We start from the raw sequence: 22,600 nt of genomic DNA, 5'->3' as shown, positions 1-22,600 counted from the left end.
AAAATCCACTTTATGTTTAAAACAAGATCCATCAAGAATCTTTTTTTGTGCACATTGCTTTTGGCAATACAAGGTATTGTAGCCGCACAAAACAAGACCATTACCGGCAAGATCACTGACAGGAACGGCGTTGCTATCCCAGGCGCCACTGTTCAGGTAAAAGGTACTAAAAGCGGAACTTCTGCTGATGCCGATGGGGTTTTTAAAGTAACAGTACCTCCTGAAGCTTCTGCACTAATCATCACTTTTATAGGATATACCTCCCAGGAAGTGAGTATTGCAGGCAAAACAAGCGTAAACGTACAGCTGACACAGGAAAATACGACCCTCACAGATGTGGTGGTAGTAGGTTATGGTACCACCCGTAAAAAGGACATTACCGGTGCTATTGCCCAGGTGAAAGCCGCCGATTTTAATAAGGGTATCACTTCCGCCCCTGATCAGCTGATCCAGGGTAAAGTATCCGGATTGATGATACTGAATAACAACGGCGCTCCCGGCGCCTCCGCCACGGTAAGGATCAGGGGCGTGTCTTCTGTCCGTACCGGTAACCAGCCTCTTTATGTGGTGGATGGAGTTCCCCTGGATGGCCGCGTAGCACGTCCTTCCCTGAGTCTCACGGGATTGGGACAAACACCGGACGCCAACCCACTCAACTTTATCAACAGCAATGATATTGCTACGATGGAAGTATTGAAAGATGCTTCTGCCACCGCCATCTATGGTTCCCGTGGTTCAAACGGTGTCATCATCATCAATACTAAAAAAGGAGTAGTAGGTCCTACCGTGGTAGATGTAAACTATTCGGTAGGGATGAGCAACATCATGAGAAAGCTCGATGTACTCAATGCAGATGAATACCGTGCTGCCTTAAAAGAATACGATCTCTCCGGTGACGGGGGCGGCAGCGCTGACGGACTTGGCTCTATCCTCAGAACCGGTGTTACCCAGAATGTACAGGTGGCGATGAGTGGTGGAAGTGAAACCGGCCGCTACAGAGCATCCTTTGGTTTACAGGACCAGCAGGGTATTGTGAAGAAAACAGGCATGAAGAAATATACCGCCACCCTCAGTGGCCAGAACAAATTCCTGGAAAGCAAACAACTGGGAATCGATTACGGCATCATGGCGGCACAAACCAGCGAACAATTAGCGCCTATTTCCAACAATGCCGGTTTCACCGGAAGTTTGATCGGCCAGGCACTACAGTGGAACCCAACCTTACCGCTGACCAAACCGGACGGGTCACTGAACATCCTCGCGAAAAACCAGGCGATCAACCCAATGAATATGTCGCAGGGTTATAACGATAAAGCCAACATCAGCTATATCCTGGCAAGCATTTCCCCGTATTTCAAATTCAATGACAACTGGGAATACCGCATGATGTACAGCGTAAATCACCAGGTAGGACAAAGAAGGGCCTCACTTGATTCTTCCATTAACATCGACCAGATATTGGGTGAAGGTATTGCAGCATATAATACTGCAGAACTGACTACTCAATTATTCAATAATACCCTGAGCTATACCAAAGAGTTCTCCACTGGCTGGAACCTGGGCGCAATGGTAGGTTATGAATATCAGAAATTTGCTTACTCCGGTGTAGGCCTTGGCGCCAGAGGGTTTCCTACCAATGCGGTAGATTACACAGACATCCTCCAGACACCCGACCAGGTGAATACCAATATGAACTCTTTCCGTAATCCAAGCTCTGAGCTGCAATCTTTCTTTGGCAGGGTAACTGTAAATGCAAAAGAAAAATATATCCTCACCGCTACGATGAGGGCCGATGGTTCCAGTAAATTCGGCGCCAACAACCGTTATGGTTACTTCCCTTCCTTTGCCGCCAAATGGAATATTTCCAACGAAGGATTCATGAAGGATAACACCTTCTTTAGCAACCTCGGATTAAGGGCCGGTTATGGTATTACCGGTAACCAGGAATTTCCTGCCGGTGCAGCACAAGCCCAGTACGGTTTAACTACCGGCGGTAAAGCCAGTCTCATCAACGTACCAAATCCGGACCTGAAATGGGAAGAATCCAAACAACTGAACGTTGGCGTGGATTTCGGCTTCCTCAAAGGCAGGATCAGCGGTACCGTGGATTACTTCCTGAAAAACACTACCAACCTGTTGTTCAGCTTCCCGGCTATTCAACCGGCTCCGGCCTCCAGCTACTGGATCAATTTACCGGGTAAAGTAATGAATACCGGTGTGGAACTGTCTCTTAAAGGAAATATCATTCAGTCTAAAAACTGGTTATGGAACCTGGGTGTAAACGCTACCTGGCTGAAAAACGAAATGTCGGGTTATTCCGGTCCTACTGTTAATACCGGTTCCATCGACGGACAGGGCGTATCCGGCGTAACCTCGCAGCGCCTGGCTAACGGTTATCCGTTAAATACTTTCTACCTCCGCAGATTTGAAGGCTTCGATGATAAAGGCGTGAGCATTTACTCCGATAACGGCAACACCCTTTATTACATGACTAACCCGAATCCAAAAGTATTACTGGGTATCAATACAGAAGTAGCCTATAAAAAATGGACTATGTCTGCCAGCTCTCACGGCGCCTTTGGTTTCCAGGTGTATAACAACACCGCCAACACCGTGTTACCAATCGGTAACCTGGGCTCCAGGAACATTGCGAAAGCACTGGTAGGTAACGGAGAAGCACAAACTAACTCTCCCGCCGCCTCTTCCCGCTACCTGGAAAACGGCAACTTCCTGAAACTGGATAACCTCACCATCTCCTACAACTTGGGCCCGGTGGGTAAAGTATTCAGAGCTGCTGCCGTATCCGTAACTGGTCAGAACCTGTTCGTAATTACAAAGTATACTGGATTTGATCCGGAAGTAAATACTGATAAAAACATAAATGGTGTAAGCTCCTTTGGTATAGAGTACTCTCCATACCCAACTGCAAGAACCTTTATGCTTGGTGTACAGTTTACCTTATAATCTACTTCTAAAAAAAGACCACAATGACGACTCAACATATCATTAAAACAGCATTGGTAATCGCCTGCAGCGTTGGTTTTACTGCCTGCAGTCTGAAAGAGGACCTGGGAAGTAACCTGAATCAGCAACAGGCCGATTCACTAATCAAAGCCTCCCAGTTACTGGGATCCGCTTATGATAATCTGCAGAATGCCTACCAGGATTTCTCGCAGACCTGGGGCATGTGTGAAATCAGTACCGACGAAGCGCTCGGACCCACACGTGGCGGCGACTGGGATGATAACGGTGTGTGGCGCGCCCTCCACCAACACCAGTGGACACCAGATCATGCACATATTCAGAATACCTTCAGCGCACTATTGCTGGAACAATTCAGCGCTACCAACGTATTAAATTTCCGTCCTACGCCAAGACAAGAGGCGGAAGCGCGTTTTCTGCGTGCCTTCTCTATGTTTGCGGTGATTGACCTCTATGGTCAGGTACCGTTCCGTAGCCCGGGCGAAAACCTGCTGGAAGCACCAAAAGTGTATAAGGCAGCGGAAGGTTTGGATTTCATTATTTCTGAACTGAATGCCATCCTGCCTAACCTGCCGGATAGGGTAACCGCCAAGGATGCTTATGTAGCCAACCAGGATGCGGCCCGCTTCCTGTTGATGAAAGTATATCTGAATAAAGGCGCTTTCCTGAACAGGCAAGCCCCCACTTTCGATGCCGCTGACATGCAAAAAGTGATTGCCCTGGCGGATCAGATAACAGCCAGTGGTTATAGCCTTCAGCCGAAATATTTCGACACTTTCGCAAGAGATAACGATGCGAAATCGACCGAAAATATCTTTACCCAGCTGAATGGCCCCGGTGTCAGTAACAACCGTAACGGCAACAATGTATACTGCCGTTGGATGTGTACCCTGCACTATAGCCAGAATCCCAGCGGATGGAATGGCTTCACCACCTTGTCTGATTTCTATGATTCATTTGAAGCAACAGATACCCGCAGAGGCGGCGACTACGCAGGTGTTACCAATGTTTCCGGTTTGAAAGTAGGCTTCCTTTTAGGCCAGCAATACGATCAGAACGGCAATAAGATCCTGGACAGAAGCAACCGCCCCCTTATCTTTACCCGCGAAGTAGAACTGAGAGCCACCGGTACGCAAGTGGAAATGTCTGGTATCAGGGTTGTGAAATATCCTCCTGATATGGGTTCCAGTGGTAGCAATGCCACCAACGACTTCGTATTTTTCCGTTATGCGGATGCAGTGCTGATGAAAGCAGAGGCGCTGATCAGAACAGGCAATGCAGCAGCGGCACTCCCGATTGTAAACGACCTCCGTGTGAAACGCGGCGCTACTCTATTCACCAGCATTGATCTCACCAAAATGCTTGCTGAAAGAGGCCGTGAATTATATTGGGAAGGCTGGAGAAGAATGGATCTGATCCGCTTTGGTAAATACCTGGACGCATGGCAGCTGAAAACCGTAAGCGATCCAAAATACCTGCTGTTCCCGATTCCAACCAGTGATCTCGCTGTAAATCCAAATCTTGTACAAAACCCGGGTTACTAATAATTATTCTTTTGTTGCGGGCAGGGCCGGATAAGCTCTGCCCCGCAGCAAAACCTTCTCCCTAACTGTATTTTATATCTGTTACGCATTACACAGCTAATGCGACAGGGGAGTTTTTTGCGTAGCCATTCAATCATTCTTATGTATACAAAAGCTCTGCTAAGGCGCTCAGGATGGATTTTACTACTTTCCTGCCTGTCAGCCCAGGCACAAAACCAGGTAAAAAAGATCGGTAAAATAAATACGGTCAGCATCTCAGGGCAACAGATAAAAATCAGTGCAGAAAATGCATTCGCGGAAATCACCGTGTACAGCCCATCCGTGATCCGGGTAAGAATGGATCAGCATCCGCTTGCCGCAGATTTTTCTTATGCCGTGATTGCCAAACCCGCCACCACCCGGTTACAAACTACCCAAAATAACAGTGAAATAAACGTAACCACAGATTCCCTGCAACTGCGCATTTCCAAAAATCCGTTTGCCATCCGTTTTCTTACCCCTTCGGGAGAAGTGATCAATGAGGATGAGGATGGATTAACCACTTCCTGGATTGGCGATGAAGTAACAACTTACAAGAAAATGCAGGAAGGCGAGCGATTTATTGGTCTTGGTGAAAAAACGGGTAACCTCGACCGTAAAGGTGAAGGCTATACGAACTGGAACTCCGACAAGTTTGGCTATGCTGCCAACCAGGACCCTATATACGCCACCATACCGTTTTACGTAGGCATACATCATCATATTAACTACGGTATTTTCTTCGACAATACCTTCCAGAGCGATTTTAACTTCGGCGCCAGCAATAACCGTTTTTCTTCTTTTGGCGCAAAAGGAGGAGAGATGAATTATTACTTCATCTATCACCCTCAAATGGCGGATATCATTACCTCTTACACCAACCTCACCGGCCGCATGCCCATGCCTCCGCTGTGGAGCCTCGGATACCAGCAGAACCGCTACAGCTATTACCCCGACACAGAAGTATTACGCATTGCGCAAACCCTTCGGGAGAAAAAGATTCCCGCGGATGGTATTACTCTCGACATCCATTACATGGACGCCTATAAACTGTTTACCTGGAACAAAGACCGTTTCCCCAATCCCCGGCAACTCAGTAAACAACTGAATGATATGGGATTCAAAATTACAGTGATCGTAGACCCTGGCATAAAAGTAGAAGAGGGCTATGCCGCTTACGAAAGTGGAAAAAAAGAAAACATCTTTATCAAATACAGCGACGGACAAAACTATACCGGGCAGGTATGGCCCGGCTGGTGCCACTTCCCGGACTTTACCAGTGTTAAAGGCCGCGACTGGTGGAAAGGACAGATAAAATCGTATATGCGTGACGGTGTGCGCGGCATATGGAACGATATGAATGAAATTGCCACCTGGGGACAGAAAATGCCCAACAACGTGATCTTCGATTACGAAGGTAGCCCGGTAACCCACCAGCAGGCGCACAATGTATATGGCCTTGAAATGGTGCGCGCCAGCTATGAAGGTTCCAGGGAGGAATTAAAGAAACGCCCCTTCCTGTTAACCAGGGCTGCTTATGCCGGCTCACAGCGCTACAGTGCCATCTGGACCGGCGACAACCGGGCAGAAGAAGATCATATGCTGCTGGGCGTTCGCCTGATGAACAGTTTGGGTATTAGCGGCATGCCTTTTTCCGGTATGGACATAGGCGGTTTTACCGGGAATCCTACCGTGAGTTTGTATGCCCGCTGGATGCAGATCGGCGCATTCATTCCTTATTATCGTAACCATACAGGCGTAAATACCAAGTCGTCTGAACCGTGGGCATATGGAGAAGAGGTGCTGGAAATTTCCCGCAACTATGTAAATCTCCGTTACCGTTTGCTTCCTTACCTCTACAGCTCCATGTATGAGGCTACACGTACAGGCATGCCAGTTATGCGTACCCTGGCGCTCACCAATACCTTTGACGCCAATATTTACGATACGCGCTTCCAGAACCAGTATGGTTATGGAAATGGATTTATGATAGCACCTTTCGAGAGCACTAAGGAATTCGGTTCCATCTACTTCCCCGAAGGAAAATGGTATAATCTTTACAACGACACAATCACTGCCGGTAAGCAGGAAGTAATTACACCACTGAATATAAAAACACTGCCGGTATATGTAAAAGAAAGCAGCATCATCCCTATGCAATCGTTGATACAAAATACTTCTGAAAAGCCATCAGATACGCTTTTCCTGCACATTTACAAAGGTGATAAACAAAATACATTTGTTTATTATGAAGATGACGGAGAAACTTTTGATAACGAGAAAGGAGTGTATTATCAACGAACTATCATTTATCATCCTGCTGATAAAAAAATCACACTGGAAAAAACAAGTGGTAGTTATGCCTCTAAATTTCATCACATTAAATTATTACTCCACGGATTTGGGGACCAAAAAAGTGTAACCGTTAATGGTAGTCCGCTATCGTTAGCGTCAACTGGTTATTCTTTCCTTTCACCTATATCACGCTTTGATCCGCAAGGATCCTCGATTCCCGCAGAGCGTTGCACTGTACAGCAGGCAACCTTTGATAATGGTAATCAGCTAATTAACGTGGATTTGTAATAATAAGAACGGCCTCCTGGATTTTCCAGGGGGTCTTCTTTATATTTGGGTATGAAATATTTACCTTTTCTGCTGTTGCTTTTCCTTTCGCCTGTATAGGCATTGCCCGCCAACAAAATATAACGGTTACTGCCGTACGGCATACTATCTCCCCTGATATAATTTCGCTGATCAATCTTTACAAAACATTTGAACAGGACACCCTGGAAATTTTACCCGGTGCTTACGGAACTCCCGAAGAGTGTATAAAACGATGACGAAGAAACACAGGTAGTAAATAATTAACCTGTTTATGTTAATTAAATCTTTTTTTTTATGAAAATCCGACAAAGCCCTATGCCCTGTAAGTCGGACCAAATCTACAGGAATTTATACCCCTATATGTTACCCGGTATCTCTCATATTTATATAAAATCCATTTACATGAAAAAGGTATGTTTAACCTATTGTCTTCTTTGTTGCATTTCATTCGTTCTTCGGGCGCAGAACAACTTTCCTGCAAGTGGCGCGGTAACTATTGGCGCCGGCACTCCATTTTCGCTGCAAGTAGCAGGCCCATCACGATACCAGGGGGTTGTTAATTTCGGCGAGGCTTACGACCCCATTATATACAGTAAAGGTATCCAGATATCAAGACTGGCAGACCAGGGGGATAACACTTTTCATCTCGCATTTATAAGGAGTGGCCAAAAAATAGCAGGGATGGGTTTTTTACGTAATAGTAATACGTTTGCCCTGCAAAATAATGCCGCCAACAATACGGAGGCCGGCATTTTTCTTACAGCCGAAAACAATGTTGGCATTGGAAAATCTGTACCTACTGCTAAACTGGAGGTTGCCGGTAGTATTATCGCTAACGGAGGGCTCATGAGTGGTATTTCGGATCCCAATATAGGCGGAAATATTACATTGGCTAATCCGGCTAAAACGGTTGCAGGCACCGCAAGCTTATGGAAAATATATAATATGTCCGGAAGTTATGGCAATAGTCTGCAGTTTTGGCAATAGTCTGCAGTTTTGGGCATACGATGTTGCAGGATGTTCAGGGGGATTATGCAGACCACGATTTACAATAATGGATAACGGTAATGTGGGTATTGGAACCAGCGCACCACAGTCGCTGCTGGCTGTGGCCGGCCTGATAACTGCTCAACGGGTAAAAGTAACGTTGACAGGCTGGGCAGACTATGTTTTTGAGGCCGGCTATCAACTGCCGGCATTAGCAGAAGTCGAAAACTACATCAGTACTAAAAAACATTTGCCTGAAATACCTTCTGAAGAAGAAATTATGAGAGAAGGGCTTGATCTCGGCAGCATGCAACAAAAACAGATGCAGAAAATTGAAGAGCTGACCTTATATCTGATCAATCAGCAAAAGCAGCTGAACCAGCAGCAGAACGTGATTACGAGGCAACAACAGGCGTTAGTGGCGCAGGAAAAACGGCTTAAAGAATTGGAAAATATAATTTCCCGCTAACTTTTGTATCGTTTTATAGTTCCCATTACATTTATTACATTCGTTACACCCGCTACATCAATTACACCGGGATTTTAGCTGAACCCGGTGCTGCTAACAGGTTATATATTGAGAACGAGGCTGATCAGTTATCATCTTAAAACGTAATCATTATGACGCTGAACATTATCACACCGAGGGATACGACTTACGATCAGTGGAACAGCCGGGGCGTTAACCAGAGATGGAAGGGACATCCTTCCGGGATTATTCCGGTAACTACTGCCGATGAATTGAAAGATGCGTTGCAATATGCAGTAGACAACAACAAACGTGTAGTGGTACGTGGTGGCGGCCACTGTCTTGAAAACTTTGTGAGTGATCCGGCAGTAGAATTAGTGATTGATATTTCACAGATGAAAGGTATCCGCTATAACGAGGAAATGAACGCGATTGAAGTAGCGGCAGGCGCAACTTTGGGAGAAGTAATTGAAACGCTGGACCACCGGTGGGGCGTTTTACTCCCGGCAGGACAACATCCGGCCATCGGGATAGGAGGACATATATCCGGGGGCGCTTTTGGCTTTCTGCATCGCCATCATGGACTGGGGTCGATTATTTATATGCCGTAGAAGTACTCTGGGTAAATAATGAGCGGCAGGTGGAAAAAGTGATTGCCACAAGGGAAGAAACAGATAGTAACCGGGAACTCTGGTGGGCGCATACAGGAGGCGGTACCGGAAATTTTGGAGTCGTTACCCGTTATTGGTTTCGTGCAGCCGGCGTGAATGAGCGCGATCCTTCCCTGTTATTACCCAAGTCGCCGGAAGTATTGGAAACAATGGAGATGGAGTGGGATTGGAAACAGGTAGACGAACATGTATTTAAACAGCTGACAGAGAATTTCGGAGAATGGGGGAAGATGCACAGCCGTGCGGACACAGAGACCGGAAGCTTGTTTGCCACTCTTTTCTTGTCGAATAAAGTAACCGGAAAAATTATGTTGAAAGCGGTACTATCAGATTGTCCGGAAGAAATAGCAGAAGAATTTGCCGCCGCAATTTCTGCCGGTCTCGGTATAACTGGAAGGGCCATACGAAAACCGATGCGTTGGGTGGAATTTGCATTGCAGCCATTTCCGGATATTTTCGTGGAGCAACAGGCGGCCTTCAAAGTAAAGGACGCGCTGTTACGTGCGCCCTATTCGCTGGCACAGATCGGGGTAATATACCGGTATCTTACGGAGCATAATGATGTGCCGGGAGGTATGGTTGGGGTAGCATTTTTTGGCGGCAAAATGAATGGGGTAGCTGCAGATGCTACTGCATTCCCCCAGCGGGACTCAATTTTAGCGACCGCCTGTACATCCGGGTGGTTAGATGCGGCAGACGAAGCGAAGTCTGTTGCATGGACACGTAATATTTACCAGGAGCTGTTTGAGCAAACAGGCGGAGTACCCGTTCCTGGTGAACAGGCAGGCGGATGTTTGATTGCGCACCCGGATGCAGATATGGCGGATGAACAATTTAATAAATCGGGCGTGCCGTGGCATGTATTTTACTATCAGGATAACTATGAGCGGCTGCAACGTGTAAAAGGAAAGTGGGATCCTTGCGGGATATTCCGGCACAGGTTGGGAGTGGAGGGTGTGTAAACGCCTGGAATGCAGGAAATGCTGGCGGGGAAAGGCTAACACGCCACTGACCTGAGATGTGTAAACAGCTATTTAAAATTTCTTGCTTCAGAAAACAAAGTCGCTGATATCTCCTCCTTTTTTGATTGCGGTTGCATTAGCTGATTTTCTGTTTTTGAAGGAAGTAACTGACGTAAGAATTTAGACAGGTCGTAACAACGTTTTACAATAACGTGTACCACTTCACCTTCGCGTTGCAGGGTTCCTTCCACCATCAACAGCCTGGCCTGCAGGATTTCTTTACGGTACTTGTCGAACTGTTGTTGAAAAACTACCAGGTTACTGCATCCGGTTTCATCTTCGATAGTGATAAAGCAAACGCCTTTGGCGGTACCTGGTCTTTGACGCACCAGTACAAGACCTGCTATTTTCACTGCTGCACCATTCATGACGCCATCCAGTTCTTTTGCGGAAAGAATATGCAGCAACTGTAATTTTTCCCGGACAAAGCTTACAGGATGTGCTTTTAAAGACAACGTGGTGGCACTGTAATCATGTACTACATGTTCTGATATCGTCATTTCCGGTAGCTGCACCTGCGATTCAACAGCGCTTTCAGATGGCTGTCCCGTGAAGATACCAATGGGGCGGTCGTGCAATGCGGATACTTCCCAAAGCGCCTGACGGCGATCGAGCCCCATTGACCGGAAGGCATCTGCATCAGCCAGTTTTTCCAGGGTGATCAGGGTAACGCCGGCATCCCGGAGTGCATGAATGGTTGTGTAGCCTGTATTCCGGCAGGCAATTAACGCCTGTACATCTTCCTGGCTGATCCCTTTTATTTGGCGAAAACCGAGGCGTAGTGGACACAACCTGTCTGTTTTTTCTTCCAGTATATTATCCCAGAGAGAAAGATTTACATCTGCCGGTCGTACTTCCACGCCGTGTTTACGTGCATCAATAACAATTTGTGCCGGCTGGTAAAAGCCCATTGGCAAACTGTTTAACAGCGCGCATGCAAAAACATCCGGATAATGACATTTGAGCCAGCTGGAAACATATACCAGCAGGGCAAAGCTGGCGGCATGGCTTTCAGGAAAGCCGTAGCTTCCAAAGCCTTCCAGCTGCTTGAAAACCCGCAGGGCAAATTCGGCTTCGTATCCTTTTGCGACCATGCCATTTACCAGCTTTTCCCTGAACCGGGCTACCTGTCCGGGTGCTTTGAAGGTGGCCATGCTCCTGCGGAGTTCATCTGCTTCCGATGGCGTAAAGCCGGCTGCCACGATCGCAATTTTCATCGCCTGTTCCTGGAACAATGGAACGCCTAACGTTTTTTTTAGAATTTCTTTCAGTTCCGGAGAGGGATAATCCGGCTTTTCCTCTCCATTACGGCGGCGCAGATAAGGGTGCACCATATCGCCCTGGATGGGTCCGGGTCTTACAATAGCTACTTCAATCACCAGGTCATAGAAGCAGGTGGGTTTTAACCGTGGCAGCATGGATTGTTGTGCGCGGCTTTCAATCTGGAATACGCCGATAGTATCTGCATGGCCTATCATTTCATACACATCCGGATCATCCTGCGGAACACTCGCCAGGGTAAGAGGACGGTTGTGATGTGCTTTTGCCAGATCGAAGGCTTTGCGGATGCAGGTAAGCATACCGAGAGCCAGCACATCTATCTTAAGAAATCCAAGAACATCGATATCATCTTTATTCCATTCAATACAGGTTCTGTTTTCCATGCGTGCATTCAAAACAGGGCACAGATCAGAGAGGGCGCCCTGTGTGATAACAAAGCCACCGGTATGTTGCCCGAGCTGACGAGGAAAACCGATGAACTGCCGCGTGAGTTCCAGCATTTTCCGCAGATGCGGATCACACGGATCAAATCCCTGTTCTGCAAGCCCTTCCTCTTCCAGCCATTCGGAAGTAAATTCCCATACGGAAGCAGAAAGGCGATTGATGGTATCAACAGATAAGCCCATTGCTTTTCCTACATCACGGATAGCGCCTTTTTGCCGTTGTTGTGTAACGGTAGCTACAATGGCAGCACGGTTGCGGCCATACTTTTCATAAATGTATTGAATCACTTCTTCTCTGCGTTCATGTTCAAAATCCACATCAATATCAGGAGGCTCGTTACGAGCGGAGGAAATAAACCGTTCAAACAGCAGGTCGATTTTTGTAGGATCTACCGCAGTGATTCCCATGCAATAACAAACCGTGGAATTTGCTGCTGAACCGCGGCCCTGGCAAAGGATTCCCTGCTGCCTCGCAAAACGGACAATGTCATATACGGTCAGAAAGTAAGATGCATAATTCATTTCTTTTATAAAAGCCAGTTCATAGTGAATGGCAGTAGTAATTTTTTCCGGGATATCATCTCCGAAATGCTCCCTGGCGCCCTGCCATGCTAAATGTGTAAGTTCTTCCTGGGGTGTGCGGCCGTTGCTGGTAATTTCTTCCGGGTAGATGTATTTAAGTGAGTCAAGAGAAAACCGGCAGCTCTCTGCAATCTCTTTTGTACGGAGGACGGCGTCGGGATATTGCCGGAAGAGGCGTAACATTTCCTGTTGGGGCTTTAAGTATCTTTCTGCGTTTTCGTGCAAGCGGTAACCCGCCGTGTAAATGGTACATTTTTCCCTGATACAGGTTACAATATCCTGTAGCTGCCGGCGCCCGGGGATATGATAATGTACGTCGCCGGTAGCTACCAAAGGAATATTATATTCAGACGATAGCTGTGAAAGACGGTGTAATTTCTTAAAATCATCTCCCTGATAAGAGCGGGTGGCAGAAAGATACAGGTTTGTTCCCAGCGCCTCCCGGTACTCATTCATGGCCATGCTGAAGCTGGGATCAAATTCAAATCTTTCATTCAAAGATGTTGGTGGTAATGCAATAAATTTCATTCCTGCAGCATGTTCAAATACATCATTTTTGTATAAATGACATTGCCCCTTTTCGGTTCTCAGGTTGCCTTTAGTGAGCAACGCAGAAAGGCGCCCATATGCCTTTGTATCGGTGGGATAAGCAAGTAATGATGGTCCATCCAGCAGATCGATCCGGCAGGCGGGTATAATGCGTATGCCGTAGTTTTTTGCAGCGGCATGGCCGCGAACAATGCCGGCGAGGCTATTCCGGTCTGTAATCGCTATTTCTTTGTAACCCAGGGCAGCGGCCTGTTCTACCAGTTCATCCGGATGTGATGCTCCTCTTAAAAAGCTAAAGTTGGTGGTTATCTGCAATTCTGTGTAGCTCATATCTCCTCTATTTTCTCATGCAAAAAAGCCATGAATAAACCAGGCGTGAGGTTTATCACCGGTGTAGTGTCCCAGCCTGAACAGCCAGTAGCGGCTACCGGTATCATCTTCCACTACATAATAATCCCGGTGTTGTCCTTGTTGCAGCCACCATTCACTTTCAATCCGTTCGGGGCCATCGGCTTTCTTTACTTTATGCACTTTCCCTTTATACCGGAAATGCATTGGAGGATAATCGGGTATGGGCGCCGCCACTTCAATCGGTTCAGGCCTAGGAAGTAGTTGAATGGGACGGCGTCTGTCTGTTCGCCAGGAAGTAGCTGTTTTTTCATTTAGGCTGGCAACCGGTTTAACAGACCACTCCGGCCAATGATGTTCAGCAGGCAGGTAACGGTGAACGGTTCCTTTGCCGGTCTTACCTTCCAGCCGGTCGATCAGTTCGGCGATACTCACATCTTCCAGTCCGCCTGCAGCATTCCAGAATGTTTCCTGCAACGGACGCACATCTTCCACTTCAGGTGCTTCCAGTACAAATAGCTCAATACCCAGGTCTGGTTTAATCGTTGGTATTTTCGATTCAAACAGTTTGAACAGGTGGTTGGTGTTATGTGATGGATGTCCTGTGCCTATCTCCAATTGTTCAATTGCACCATCTACCTTATAGCATTTAAGAAGAGCGCTCCGCAATCCTTTTTCTTCCTGGGAAAGGCGATGGCAAAGGATTTCCAGCAATCGTCTGAGTGCAATTTCAATCCCTGTACCAGTTACAATAGGCTCCAGGCATGGCAGTCGTTCCTGGTAAGGTTCAACCGGCAGCAGGGGTTGAATTACCTCATCTTCCAGTCCTGTGAACTGATCAAGCCGGAGCAGCATTTCCCTTCCAAAGCGCCGGCGGAGCACTGTACGGGGCATTCCTATGAAGCTTCCTGCCTCGCGCAGGCCTAATTTTATTACCCTTTCGCAGATAGCGGGTTCCAGTCGTAATGCAGCCGGAGGCATGTCCATTAGAGCAACCATCTGCTCGCCGGGGGGAATCACCGCCGGTGTTTGTCCAAACCTGGGGATGGCCCATGCAGCGCCGATAGTATCGGCCATTCCAGCACGCACCTGGTATCCAATGTGAGTAAGTCTGGTCACTATCTCTTCCAGATATATTTCTTCGCCGCCCCAAAGGTGGGCGCAGCCGGTAACTTCCAACAACAGGCCATCGGGAGGATCCGTTGCCGTTACTGGTGTAAATCGGATAGCCCATTCCCCGAGTGCGTTTAGTATGCGGTTCGATTGTCCGGGCTTATCATCAATCACCTGCAGTGTGCCGATAAGCGCCCGTGCATCTGCCACGGCCATTCCCTTTGTAATGCCCTGCGACAGCGCCGTTTTACTGGCGGCAGTTACAATCATCCGTCCGTGATCCGGGATGGCCAGCACAAAAGCTTCCTGTCGTAAAGCAGGGCGGCAACGGATTAACCAGTCGGTCATCAGATGAGGAAACCATATAGAAACGAAACGCCTGGCCATACTACCCGATTTTGCGAATCAGCTCCGGCGGTGCGGAAGACGATTGCTCATCCATCAACCTGAACCTGCCGGTGGACCATTCTATTTGCCAAATGCCGGGCTTACCATTCCGGATCTTCAGTAGTTCAACATTCCAGCGGGGATAACCAACACCGGGCAACCCATCTTCCGGTTCGCTGGCTAATGGTGTAATGCGCCAGCGGGAAACGCAGGCGGTGGTATTAAACGCGGTGGATTCCCGGCGAATAATAAACCCGGTTACCCTGCTTTGTTCTACCGCCAGCTGCAGGCGCCGGGAGGCAGTAAAACTGACATCCTTTACTTCCCCGATTACAGCAGCGAGTCCTTCACATTTCAAGGCTTCTTCCATTGCCCAGAGTACATCCTTCTCCCGTTTCAGGTCTACAAAGATGAGCCGTTCAGGCTCGATACCAAAGGTTTTCAATGCAGGGGGAAAAAGCGTCCTGCAGGTGCTGATCCATATACAGGCGCCGCCACCCTGCATCAACGCGTTCAGTAACCCACCAATAAATCCGGCAGTGGCGGCAGTATGTTCTGCTGCTGCACTCACAAACTCATGTATTGCCCCGGTTGGAAATGTTGCATTCGGAAAAGCAGCTGTAACCCGCCCAAGTCCCATATCCACACTCGTATTACTGGCTTGTTTAAAACCCTGCAAAAGGAGGATTTCCCTTTGCAAACCGGCAATGATAGCTGCTTTTTCTGCGGGCATAGTTGACAGCTGGTTTAAATATTTCTAACTAATTTATTTAGCAATAATACTAAATTAATTAGTAATTTAGCAATATTATTTCCGGGTATATATAACTTGAACAGCTGATTTCTCCGTTAAGCTGTAATTTTAAATACCATTCAAATAAAACGCATCGTCATGTTACAGAACAGGGTTAATCCATTTGGTAATATTATCCGGACAGAAGCGAGAGGGCTTTTTATGGGGAACCGGGGGGTGATACACAACGACGATCAGGAAATTATCCGCCCATACAAGATCAAGACCTGGATTACCTGTGTGCTGGCATTTAAAAACAGGAGAAGACCTTTAATGGCTCCTGACCGGTATACAGAACTCTTCTTTATGGATGAAGCCACCTCCTTTGCTGCCGGCCACCGACCCTGTTTTGAATGCCGTAAAGCAGCAGCGCATCAATTTAAATCGCTCTGGCTGAAAGGTAATCCGGATAAAGGTTTTAACGAAAAAACGCTTATTAAAGAGATCGATAACATTCTTCATGCAGAACGGATAGATGAACACCATTTAAAAGTTACGTTCGAAGAAAGTCCGGATGCCTTGCCTGACGGCGCTTTTGTGAGTATCGGGGAGGAACCCTACCTTCTTAATAAGGGATTGTTGTATTTATGGTCGCCCAGCGGATATTCAACAGGTATTCCTTTGCCGGGGAGTGGCAAACTACCTGTTTTAACGCCGGCTTCTGTTGTAAATACCTTCAGGGCGGGCTATGTTCCTCAAATGGCCGTTAAATATCGTTAAGGGCAGGAAACGGGTTCTTTTACATGTCTGATGATGGTAAATTTGTATCCTCATAAAAAATAAAAAGATGACCTACTATCATAAAACAATGGATTCTCCCGTAGGGCAACTGACACTGATAGCGAGTGATAAAGGTTTGGCAGCAGTGCTGTGGGAAAACGAACTTCCTGGCCGCGTAAATATAAACGCCGGCACCATCGATATACATCATCCTATCCTCTGCCAGGCAGAAGAACAACTCAATGAATACTTCGCCCAAAAGCGAACTTCTTTTTCTGTGGAACTGGATTTTGTGGGAACAGCATTTCAAAAGAAGATATGGAAAACACTGCTGACGATTCCTTTCGGTGAAACGAGGACCTACGGTCAGATCGCCAAACAAATTGGTGATCCGAAAGCAGTACGTGCTGTTGGTGGCGCCGCCAATAAAAACCCTATTTCTATCATTGCTCCCTGTCACCGGGTGATAGGCGCTTCCGGAAAATTAGTTGGATTTGCAGGTGGTATAGCCAACAAGAACCGCTTACTTCAATTAGAAAATAAGGTTAGTCCGACGCTATTTTAGAGAGTTTATGCTATCTTTCCGCAAAACCCGAAGTAAGTGTTGCATATCTTTTCAACGGAAAACTTTCACTCTATTTGTGATCAACTATGTACCCAGGATCCGGAGTTAGCCTTCATCGTAAAAACATATGGTTATCCACCGATGTGGACACGCCCCAATACATTTGAAAGCCTGATACATATTATACTGGAGCAGCAGGTATCACTGGCATCCGCCTTAGCGGCGCTTAATAAATTACGGGAAAGGCTCACAAAAATAACTCCTGCCAAACTACTGGGATTAACGGACGAAGAATTAAAAGCCTGTTATTTCAGCCGGCAAAAGACGTCGTATGCCCGGTTTTTGGCCCAGGCGATTCAAAGCAAAGCATTCAACCCTAAAGCAATGGAAAAGCTACCGGATGAGGATGTCCGGAAAGCACTGGTGGCGCTGAAAGGGATCGGCAACTGGACAGCGGATGTGTACCTGATGTTTGTATTGCAACGCGCGGATATTTTTCCCATCGGAGACCTTGCCGCCGTGAATGCACTCAAGCAGGTGAAGAAACTGCCCAAAAACACTGCTCCTGAGCAACTGCTGGGAATATCAGCGGCATGGCAGCCTTACCGGACCGTTGCTACTATGATATTGTGGCATTATTACCTGTCGGTGCGGGTAAAAGACACCTCCGCAGAAACGGAGAAAATAAAGAAGGCGGTGACGCTTCAGGTGTGAATCATACAGGGCTACTTACAGAAATACCTGCGACAAAAAGAGTAGGGATAATACTTCTGGAAGAAGATGAGCAGATTGATTTATTGAATCCCTTTCTGTATTACCCAAATGCGCCACGATTCAATACATGGGATTATTTTCCCCGGCACCTTTCAAGGAAAGAATTTTTGAATCCTTATCTGGCATTCAAGAAAATATTCAACCAATATGAATTATATGAATGGAGGTATATACTTCACGAGCTATTGGGTATTGGGTTATCTACTTCCCAATTAGAAGCAGATGATGAATTTAATATCTTATCGGTGAATACCCATCTTGAAAAGCTACTGCAAGTCTGCAATTTAATTTATACAAGGAGAATTAGAGACTTCAGACGGGATAAATCAGAGCCACTATGACCCCTATAGTAATTCTATAATTTGTGGAAGGTACCATCTAATTGTTATCAGGCCAGTATAGGGGTCATAGTGGCTGTATGGTGGATTATGGTTGCGAGGTTAGCATTATAAACAAAACAAAGCAATCGATTAAATCAAGTCGTTTAGTAGCGATTCTAATTCGCTCTCGGTCTTAATCAGGACCTCTCTTGCATTACTACCCATATTAGGTCCAACAATACCTGCCGCTTCTAATTGATACATTAAGCGTCCAGCACGATTATAACCCAATTTCATTCTCCGTTGCAATAACGAAGTACTTCCTTGTTGAGATTGGACTAATATAATTGCCGCGTCCTCAAATAAGGGGTCACGATCATCAATGATTATGGTATCTTCGGTTAAATCCACGTATTCAGGCAAGAGGTAGGCGCCTGGATACCCTTTTTGCTTAACAATATCTGTAATTACAGTTTCAATAAGCGGTAGTTCTAAATTAAAAGTCCTTCCCTTTTTAACCTTTCCTGAATCCAAATAAAGAAACTCACCTTCTTCAATTAATTTTGGAACACTTTCCGTATCAAGAAATTTGCGATTATCTCTCTTGTCATTTAGTCTGAAAACTATTCTATGTTGAATAAGCGACTTAATACCTGGAGATATTGTATCACCCATAATCTGATTTGTACTTATTATTGTCAATATTCCAACTTTGTACCCTGAACTTAGAATATTCTCCAGTGCCTTGTTTGCCTCATTTTTGTTAATGATTAATATATCTGCTAATTCATCAATAACCAAAAACAAATGTGGTAGATACCGATGCCCCTTTTGAGGGTTTAATAGACGACTGCAAAACTTATCATTGTACTCAGTAATGTTTCGACATGTGGCTTCCTTCAATAAATCATACCTCAATCCCAATTCTATAGCAAGTGCATTTAATGTAGCCAAGGCCTTATCTGCTTTGCTTACTATTGGATGATCATCGCCACTAGGTAATTTTGCCAGAAAATGTTTTTCCAACAAATTGTATAATGAAAATTCAAGTTTCTTGAAATCAAGAAGTATAAACTTTATTTCTGCAGGATGTTTTGTTAGTAACAATGAAATTACCAATTGATGAAGGAAGGTTGATTTCCCACATGATGGAGGCCCCACAACTAATATATTCTTTAACTCCGCGAGATCCTTTATAATTAATTCATTCGTTTTAGACCAGATTATTGGAAATGTGCGATTATTTTTTGCTTCCCATAAGGTTTTTAAAGATTCGTTGGACCGATAATAGTCGATCTCGAATAAGGGGAAGGAATAATTTGGCAAGTCCAATAAAGGTGAATATTTCAAAGGCTCCATTATCAGGATATTTTATTTTCCAATAAATATCCACTTTTATGAACAATATTTAATTATAAAAATATAATTAAATAACAACGAAATCTTTTTACAAGCCAAACAAAAACTGGAATTTAAGTTTCCCAGAAGGTCACTGGAAATAATAATAGAAGAGGGTTGGAATGAAATCTGGTTAAGAGATGTAATGGGTATTTCCAACATACTTGGTTATATACTCAAAATAATTAATATTTCAAAAGGAGTCTACGGTGATTGAGTACGGATTGCTCAATAGGGTTATGCAGTTCCCGGTTCTTATTATTTGCGCAGCATATAGGTCATACCATCCAATCATGAAATTAGACTTATTGGTTGATTTACCCTCAACAGGCACCTCATTAAGATAATGGCGATTGGATAAGATTTTTGTTGGGGAACTAACATTAATACGATTCTTCATAGAATAATGCCTTTAAAAGGTAGTAAACGCTCTTACAAAAACTATGGCAGGGGGAAAAAAAGATTTGTATTATTAAATAATCAAATGTATTATTTGTTTTGCATTGAATTAAATATCATATACCTTGCTATCATCGCCTTACCTAGGCTGTATTTTACCCCAAGAAAGACCCAATCTATAATTCGTTTTTTAATACCTCAAATAAACTGGATAAATATTATGATCATTCTGCTAAAAGGAAACACTGGAGTTGGTAAAACATCAACCTTACGGTTAGTTTGCCAAATGTGCTTGAATAATGAATTTAAACCAATAAAATCTAATTACCCGGGCAGATCTACCGATAGTGACTTTACAGCAATATTAGAGAAAAATGGTAAAAAAATTGGCATCGCTAGTTCGGGCGATAGGATGATTACCATAATTCAAAAATTGACAGTTTTTATCAATCTGGATTGTAAAGTAATTGTCCTAGCCTCAAGAAGTAACTTTAATCATATTAAAGATCAAACATCATTAGATCTATCATCCTTCACTATTAGTTATATTGACAAGACTAACCGTAACCAGCAGACCATTGAAGAAGTTAATCAAATTGATGCAAATACTATCTACAATACATTCAATCATCTATTCTAGATCGTAATATTAGAGTTAATAGAATAATTAAAACGCTTAAATCACTTAACCATGTATAATGATTTCTCTTGTACATTAGATACTACCGAAGGAAAAAAAGAAGCCTTCTTTAGTCCCACCTTTTATGGCGACGGTTTGTATTACTCGGTTAAAATAGTTGGGATCAACCAATTTAGGATGACAAAAGACGAAACTGGTCAATGGAAAATATCCGCGCAAGTATTGCCTCTGTGGGTTCAAGAGATGGACTTGGAACTGAACGATTTAATAGAAGATCAAGAATTACATGATTCACAAGGTGTTTAATGCCGTTCTTATGCCTTTAATGCTTAGAACTTCTTTGAAGAATTGTCAATTTCAGGTAAAATAAATCTTAGTCCATTTTCAAAAACATGTATCAAAACATGTATCAAATGAAAAAGGCTTCCTGCGTCAATCCGCTGAAAGCCTTTCCTAGTAAGTGGTCCCACCTGGGCATGATCCAGGGACCCCCTGATTATGAGTCAGGTGCTCTAACCAACTGAGCTATAGGACCTGTTCCGAAGAACTAATTCCCCTTTTCAGGGGACGGCAAAATTAATTATTTTATTGAATTAACCTAAATTTTTTTTTAATACCATCGCTTACGCATATACTTAATAAATTTGCGGTATGCAAGGCATAAAGAACATTATTTTCGACCTGGGTGGCGTTATTCTGAACATCAACTACCAGCTTACCAGCGACGCATTTGTTGCTCTTGGCGTGAAGAACTTTAATGAGTTGTATTCACAGTTTCATGGTTCCAGCTTATTTAATGGCCTGGAAACGGGGCATGTTTCCGTGGAGGATTTTTTGGCGGAAATGCAGCGGCATGTGCCGGAGGGGGTTACGGACGGGCAGATAACGGCGGCATGGAATGCGATGTTGCTTGATTTCCCGTTACAGCGGCTGCAGTTATTACAGCAGTTGCGGCAGCATTATAACCTGTATTTGTTGAGTAATACCAATGCGATACACCTGGAGGCTTTCAACCGGTTGTTGCAGGAGAGCAGGGGAATTCCTTCGCTGGGCAGCTTTTTCGACAGGGCTTATTATTCGCACCTGATGGGTTACCGCAAGCCGGATAAGGAGTCGTATCTGATGGTGATGGAGGAGAACGGGTTATTGCCGGAAGAAACGTTGTTTATAGATGATACGTTGCCAAATATAGCCGGAGCGAAGGCCGTGGGGTTGCAAACCATTCATTTGCAGTCGCCCCGAACGATTATGGATATTTTTCAGTCCAAAAAGGCGTTATAAAAAAGGCCGGTGATGCACCGGCCTTTTTCTATTTAACTTCTTCGAAATCGATGTAATCTCCTTTATCCACATTTTTGGGTTGTGGGGTGGGAGGAGGTTGTGAACCTTTTTGTCCGCCGTTTTGCTGTTCATACTGCTGACGCATATGATCCTGCATATCGCTCATTTGTCTGCGCACTTGCTTGGTAACTCTATAGCCTGGTATGATCAGGTCGAATACCAGTTTATACAGCAGCCAGGCCAGAAATATAGAAATTATAAATCTTAACATAATGACACGAAGGTAGCGGAATATACATTCCGACTTCCTGAAAATCACCTCATTTTAAGTTTTTTTTAACTTTCAGGGAGCGATTAAAGTCCGAGTAAAGCTGCTGATGCCAGGGCTTCTTTTTTATTGAACTGCCAGGCCATTTTGCGGGCGTTGATGGCGTCTATAATGGTGCCGATGCCGCAGAAGCCGAGGGTAATGAAGTATACAATTCCCATAGCGATCTGGTCTACCAGGAAGCGTTGCACGCCGGCTACGCCCAGGAAACCTATGAGGCTGCAAATAAGAATTGTTTGGGGGTCTTTGCGTCTGCCCTGGTATACGGCCAGAAATCTTTGCTTGTTTTCGGCGGAATAGCTCTTGGTAAGTTCCTGTAGCCACATCATTTCCTCGGCTTCGATTCCGGGGAGCATCGCAAATGAAAAGTCGTTCATAGTGT

The 22,600-nt window shown here is 45.2% G+C and carries 20 protein-coding genes and 1 tRNA gene; 14 read left to right on the top strand and 7 right to left on the bottom strand.

The window, feature by feature from the left end; translation table 11 throughout:
- Positions 1-12 precede the first annotated feature (12 nt).
- From ACMXI2_RS28725 to ACMXI2_RS28695, 7 genes are all read left to right on the top strand, one after another.
- Positions 13-2,964, top strand: coding sequence for a SusC/RagA family TonB-linked outer membrane protein (locus ACMXI2_RS28725; RefSeq protein WP_483779314.1), 2,952 nt, complete (start codon positions 13-15; stop codon positions 2,962-2,964).
- A 23-nt stretch (positions 2,965-2,987) separates the two neighbouring features.
- A complete protein-coding gene (locus tag ACMXI2_RS28720; protein WP_483779313.1) occupies positions 2,988-4,526 on the top strand; it encodes a RagB/SusD family nutrient uptake outer membrane protein in 1,539 nt (512 codons plus the stop codon).
- Between the two features lie 141 nt (positions 4,527-4,667).
- Positions 4,668-7,127, top strand: coding sequence for a glycoside hydrolase family 31 protein (locus ACMXI2_RS28715; protein WP_483779311.1), 2,460 nt, complete (start codon positions 4,668-4,670; stop codon positions 7,125-7,127).
- Between the two features lie 423 nt (positions 7,128-7,550).
- The gene (locus tag ACMXI2_RS28710) at positions 7,551-8,135 is read left to right on the top strand and encodes a hypothetical protein (protein WP_483779310.1); all 585 of its coding nucleotides are present in this window, start codon (positions 7,551-7,553) and stop codon (positions 8,133-8,135) included.
- A gap of 67 nt (positions 8,136-8,202) precedes the next feature.
- A complete protein-coding gene (locus tag ACMXI2_RS28705) occupies positions 8,203-8,604 on the top strand; it encodes a hypothetical protein (protein ID WP_483779309.1) in 402 nt (133 codons plus the stop codon).
- A 152-nt stretch (positions 8,605-8,756) separates the two neighbouring features.
- A complete protein-coding gene (locus tag ACMXI2_RS28700) occupies positions 8,757-9,215 on the top strand; it encodes an FAD-binding oxidoreductase (RefSeq protein WP_483779308.1) in 459 nt (152 codons plus the stop codon).
- Between the two features lie 29 nt (positions 9,216-9,244).
- A complete protein-coding gene (locus tag ACMXI2_RS28695) occupies positions 9,245-10,237 on the top strand; it encodes a BBE domain-containing protein (protein WP_483779307.1) in 993 nt (330 codons plus the stop codon).
- A 68-nt stretch (positions 10,238-10,305) separates the two neighbouring features.
- On the opposite strand, the gene ACMXI2_RS28690 is transcribed toward ACMXI2_RS28695, so the two are convergent.
- The 3 genes from ACMXI2_RS28690 to ACMXI2_RS28680 are packed head-to-tail and all read right to left on the bottom strand — an operon-like array spanning position 10,306 to position 15,733.
- Positions 10,306-13,482, bottom strand: a complete 3,177-nt coding sequence (locus ACMXI2_RS28690) for an error-prone DNA polymerase (protein WP_483779306.1) — start codon at positions 13,480-13,482, stop codon at positions 10,306-10,308.
- 15 nt (positions 13,483-13,497) lie between these two features.
- On the bottom strand, positions 13,498-15,000 hold the full coding sequence (locus ACMXI2_RS28685) for a Y-family DNA polymerase (protein ID WP_483779305.1): 1,503 nt from the start codon (positions 14,998-15,000) through the stop codon (positions 13,498-13,500).
- Between the two features lies 1 nt (position 15,001).
- Entirely contained in the window at positions 15,002-15,733 is a 732-nt protein-coding gene (locus ACMXI2_RS28680; protein ID WP_483779304.1) for an ImuA family protein, read from the bottom strand.
- A gap of 159 nt (positions 15,734-15,892) precedes the next feature.
- On the opposite strand from ACMXI2_RS28680, the gene ACMXI2_RS28675 reads away from it, so the two are divergent.
- From ACMXI2_RS28675 to ACMXI2_RS28660, 4 genes are all read left to right on the top strand, one after another.
- Entirely contained in the window at positions 15,893-16,513 is a 621-nt protein-coding gene (locus ACMXI2_RS28675) for a hypothetical protein (RefSeq protein ID WP_483779303.1), read from the top strand.
- Between the two features lie 67 nt (positions 16,514-16,580).
- Positions 16,581-17,078, top strand: a complete 498-nt coding sequence (locus ACMXI2_RS28670) for a methylated-DNA--[protein]-cysteine S-methyltransferase (protein WP_483779302.1) — start codon at positions 16,581-16,583, stop codon at positions 17,076-17,078.
- 36 nt (positions 17,079-17,114) lie between these two features.
- Positions 17,115-17,792 (top strand): DNA-3-methyladenine glycosylase family protein, encoded by a 678-nt coding sequence (locus ACMXI2_RS28665; RefSeq protein ID WP_483779301.1) that lies wholly within the window; start codon positions 17,115-17,117, stop codon positions 17,790-17,792.
- Complete coding sequence (locus ACMXI2_RS28660; RefSeq protein WP_483782428.1) at positions 17,708-18,193, top strand: hypothetical protein; 486 nt, start codon at positions 17,708-17,710, stop codon at positions 18,191-18,193. Before ACMXI2_RS28665 ends, ACMXI2_RS28660 begins: the two co-directional genes overlap by 85 nt.
- A gap of 129 nt (positions 18,194-18,322) precedes the next feature.
- Here the strand turns inward: ACMXI2_RS28660 and ACMXI2_RS28655 are convergent, their stop codons facing one another.
- Entirely contained in the window at positions 18,323-19,531 is a 1,209-nt protein-coding gene (locus ACMXI2_RS28655; RefSeq protein WP_483779300.1) for an FtsK/SpoIIIE domain-containing protein, read from the bottom strand.
- A gap of 445 nt (positions 19,532-19,976) precedes the next feature.
- Between ACMXI2_RS28655 and ACMXI2_RS28650 the strand changes: the two genes are divergently transcribed.
- Both ACMXI2_RS28650 and ACMXI2_RS28645 read left to right on the top strand, forming a co-directional pair.
- Positions 19,977-20,609, top strand: coding sequence for a hypothetical protein (locus tag ACMXI2_RS28650; protein ID WP_483779299.1), 633 nt, complete (start codon positions 19,977-19,979; stop codon positions 20,607-20,609).
- Positions 20,610-20,660: 51 nt separating this feature from the next.
- Positions 20,661-20,915, top strand: coding sequence for a hypothetical protein (locus tag ACMXI2_RS28645; RefSeq protein WP_483779298.1), 255 nt, complete (start codon positions 20,661-20,663; stop codon positions 20,913-20,915).
- A gap of 155 nt (positions 20,916-21,070) precedes the next feature.
- Here ACMXI2_RS28645 and ACMXI2_RS28640 read toward each other — a convergent pair.
- Positions 21,071-21,144: transfer RNA gene (locus tag ACMXI2_RS28640), tRNA-Ile, on the bottom strand.
- Between the two features lie 116 nt (positions 21,145-21,260).
- Here ACMXI2_RS28640 and ACMXI2_RS28635 point away from each other — a divergent pair.
- On the top strand, positions 21,261-21,890 hold the full coding sequence (locus ACMXI2_RS28635; protein ID WP_483779297.1) for an HAD family hydrolase: 630 nt from the start codon (positions 21,261-21,263) through the stop codon (positions 21,888-21,890).
- A 28-nt stretch (positions 21,891-21,918) separates the two neighbouring features.
- Here the strand turns inward: ACMXI2_RS28635 and ACMXI2_RS28630 are convergent, their stop codons facing one another.
- Entirely contained in the window at positions 21,919-22,209 is a 291-nt protein-coding gene (locus ACMXI2_RS28630; protein WP_483779296.1) for a DUF4834 family protein, read from the bottom strand.
- A 35-nt stretch (positions 22,210-22,244) separates the two neighbouring features.
- Entirely contained in the window at positions 22,245-22,595 is a 351-nt protein-coding gene (locus ACMXI2_RS28625) for a TM2 domain-containing protein (RefSeq protein ID WP_483779295.1), read from the bottom strand.
- Between the last annotated feature and the right edge of the window lie 5 nt (positions 22,596-22,600).

It is taken from the genome of Chitinophaga sp. G7 BAM 1005, assembly GCF_057126945.1.
Note: the sequence above shows the minus strand (reverse complement) of the source record. Positions and strands in the feature narration are given on the sequence as shown.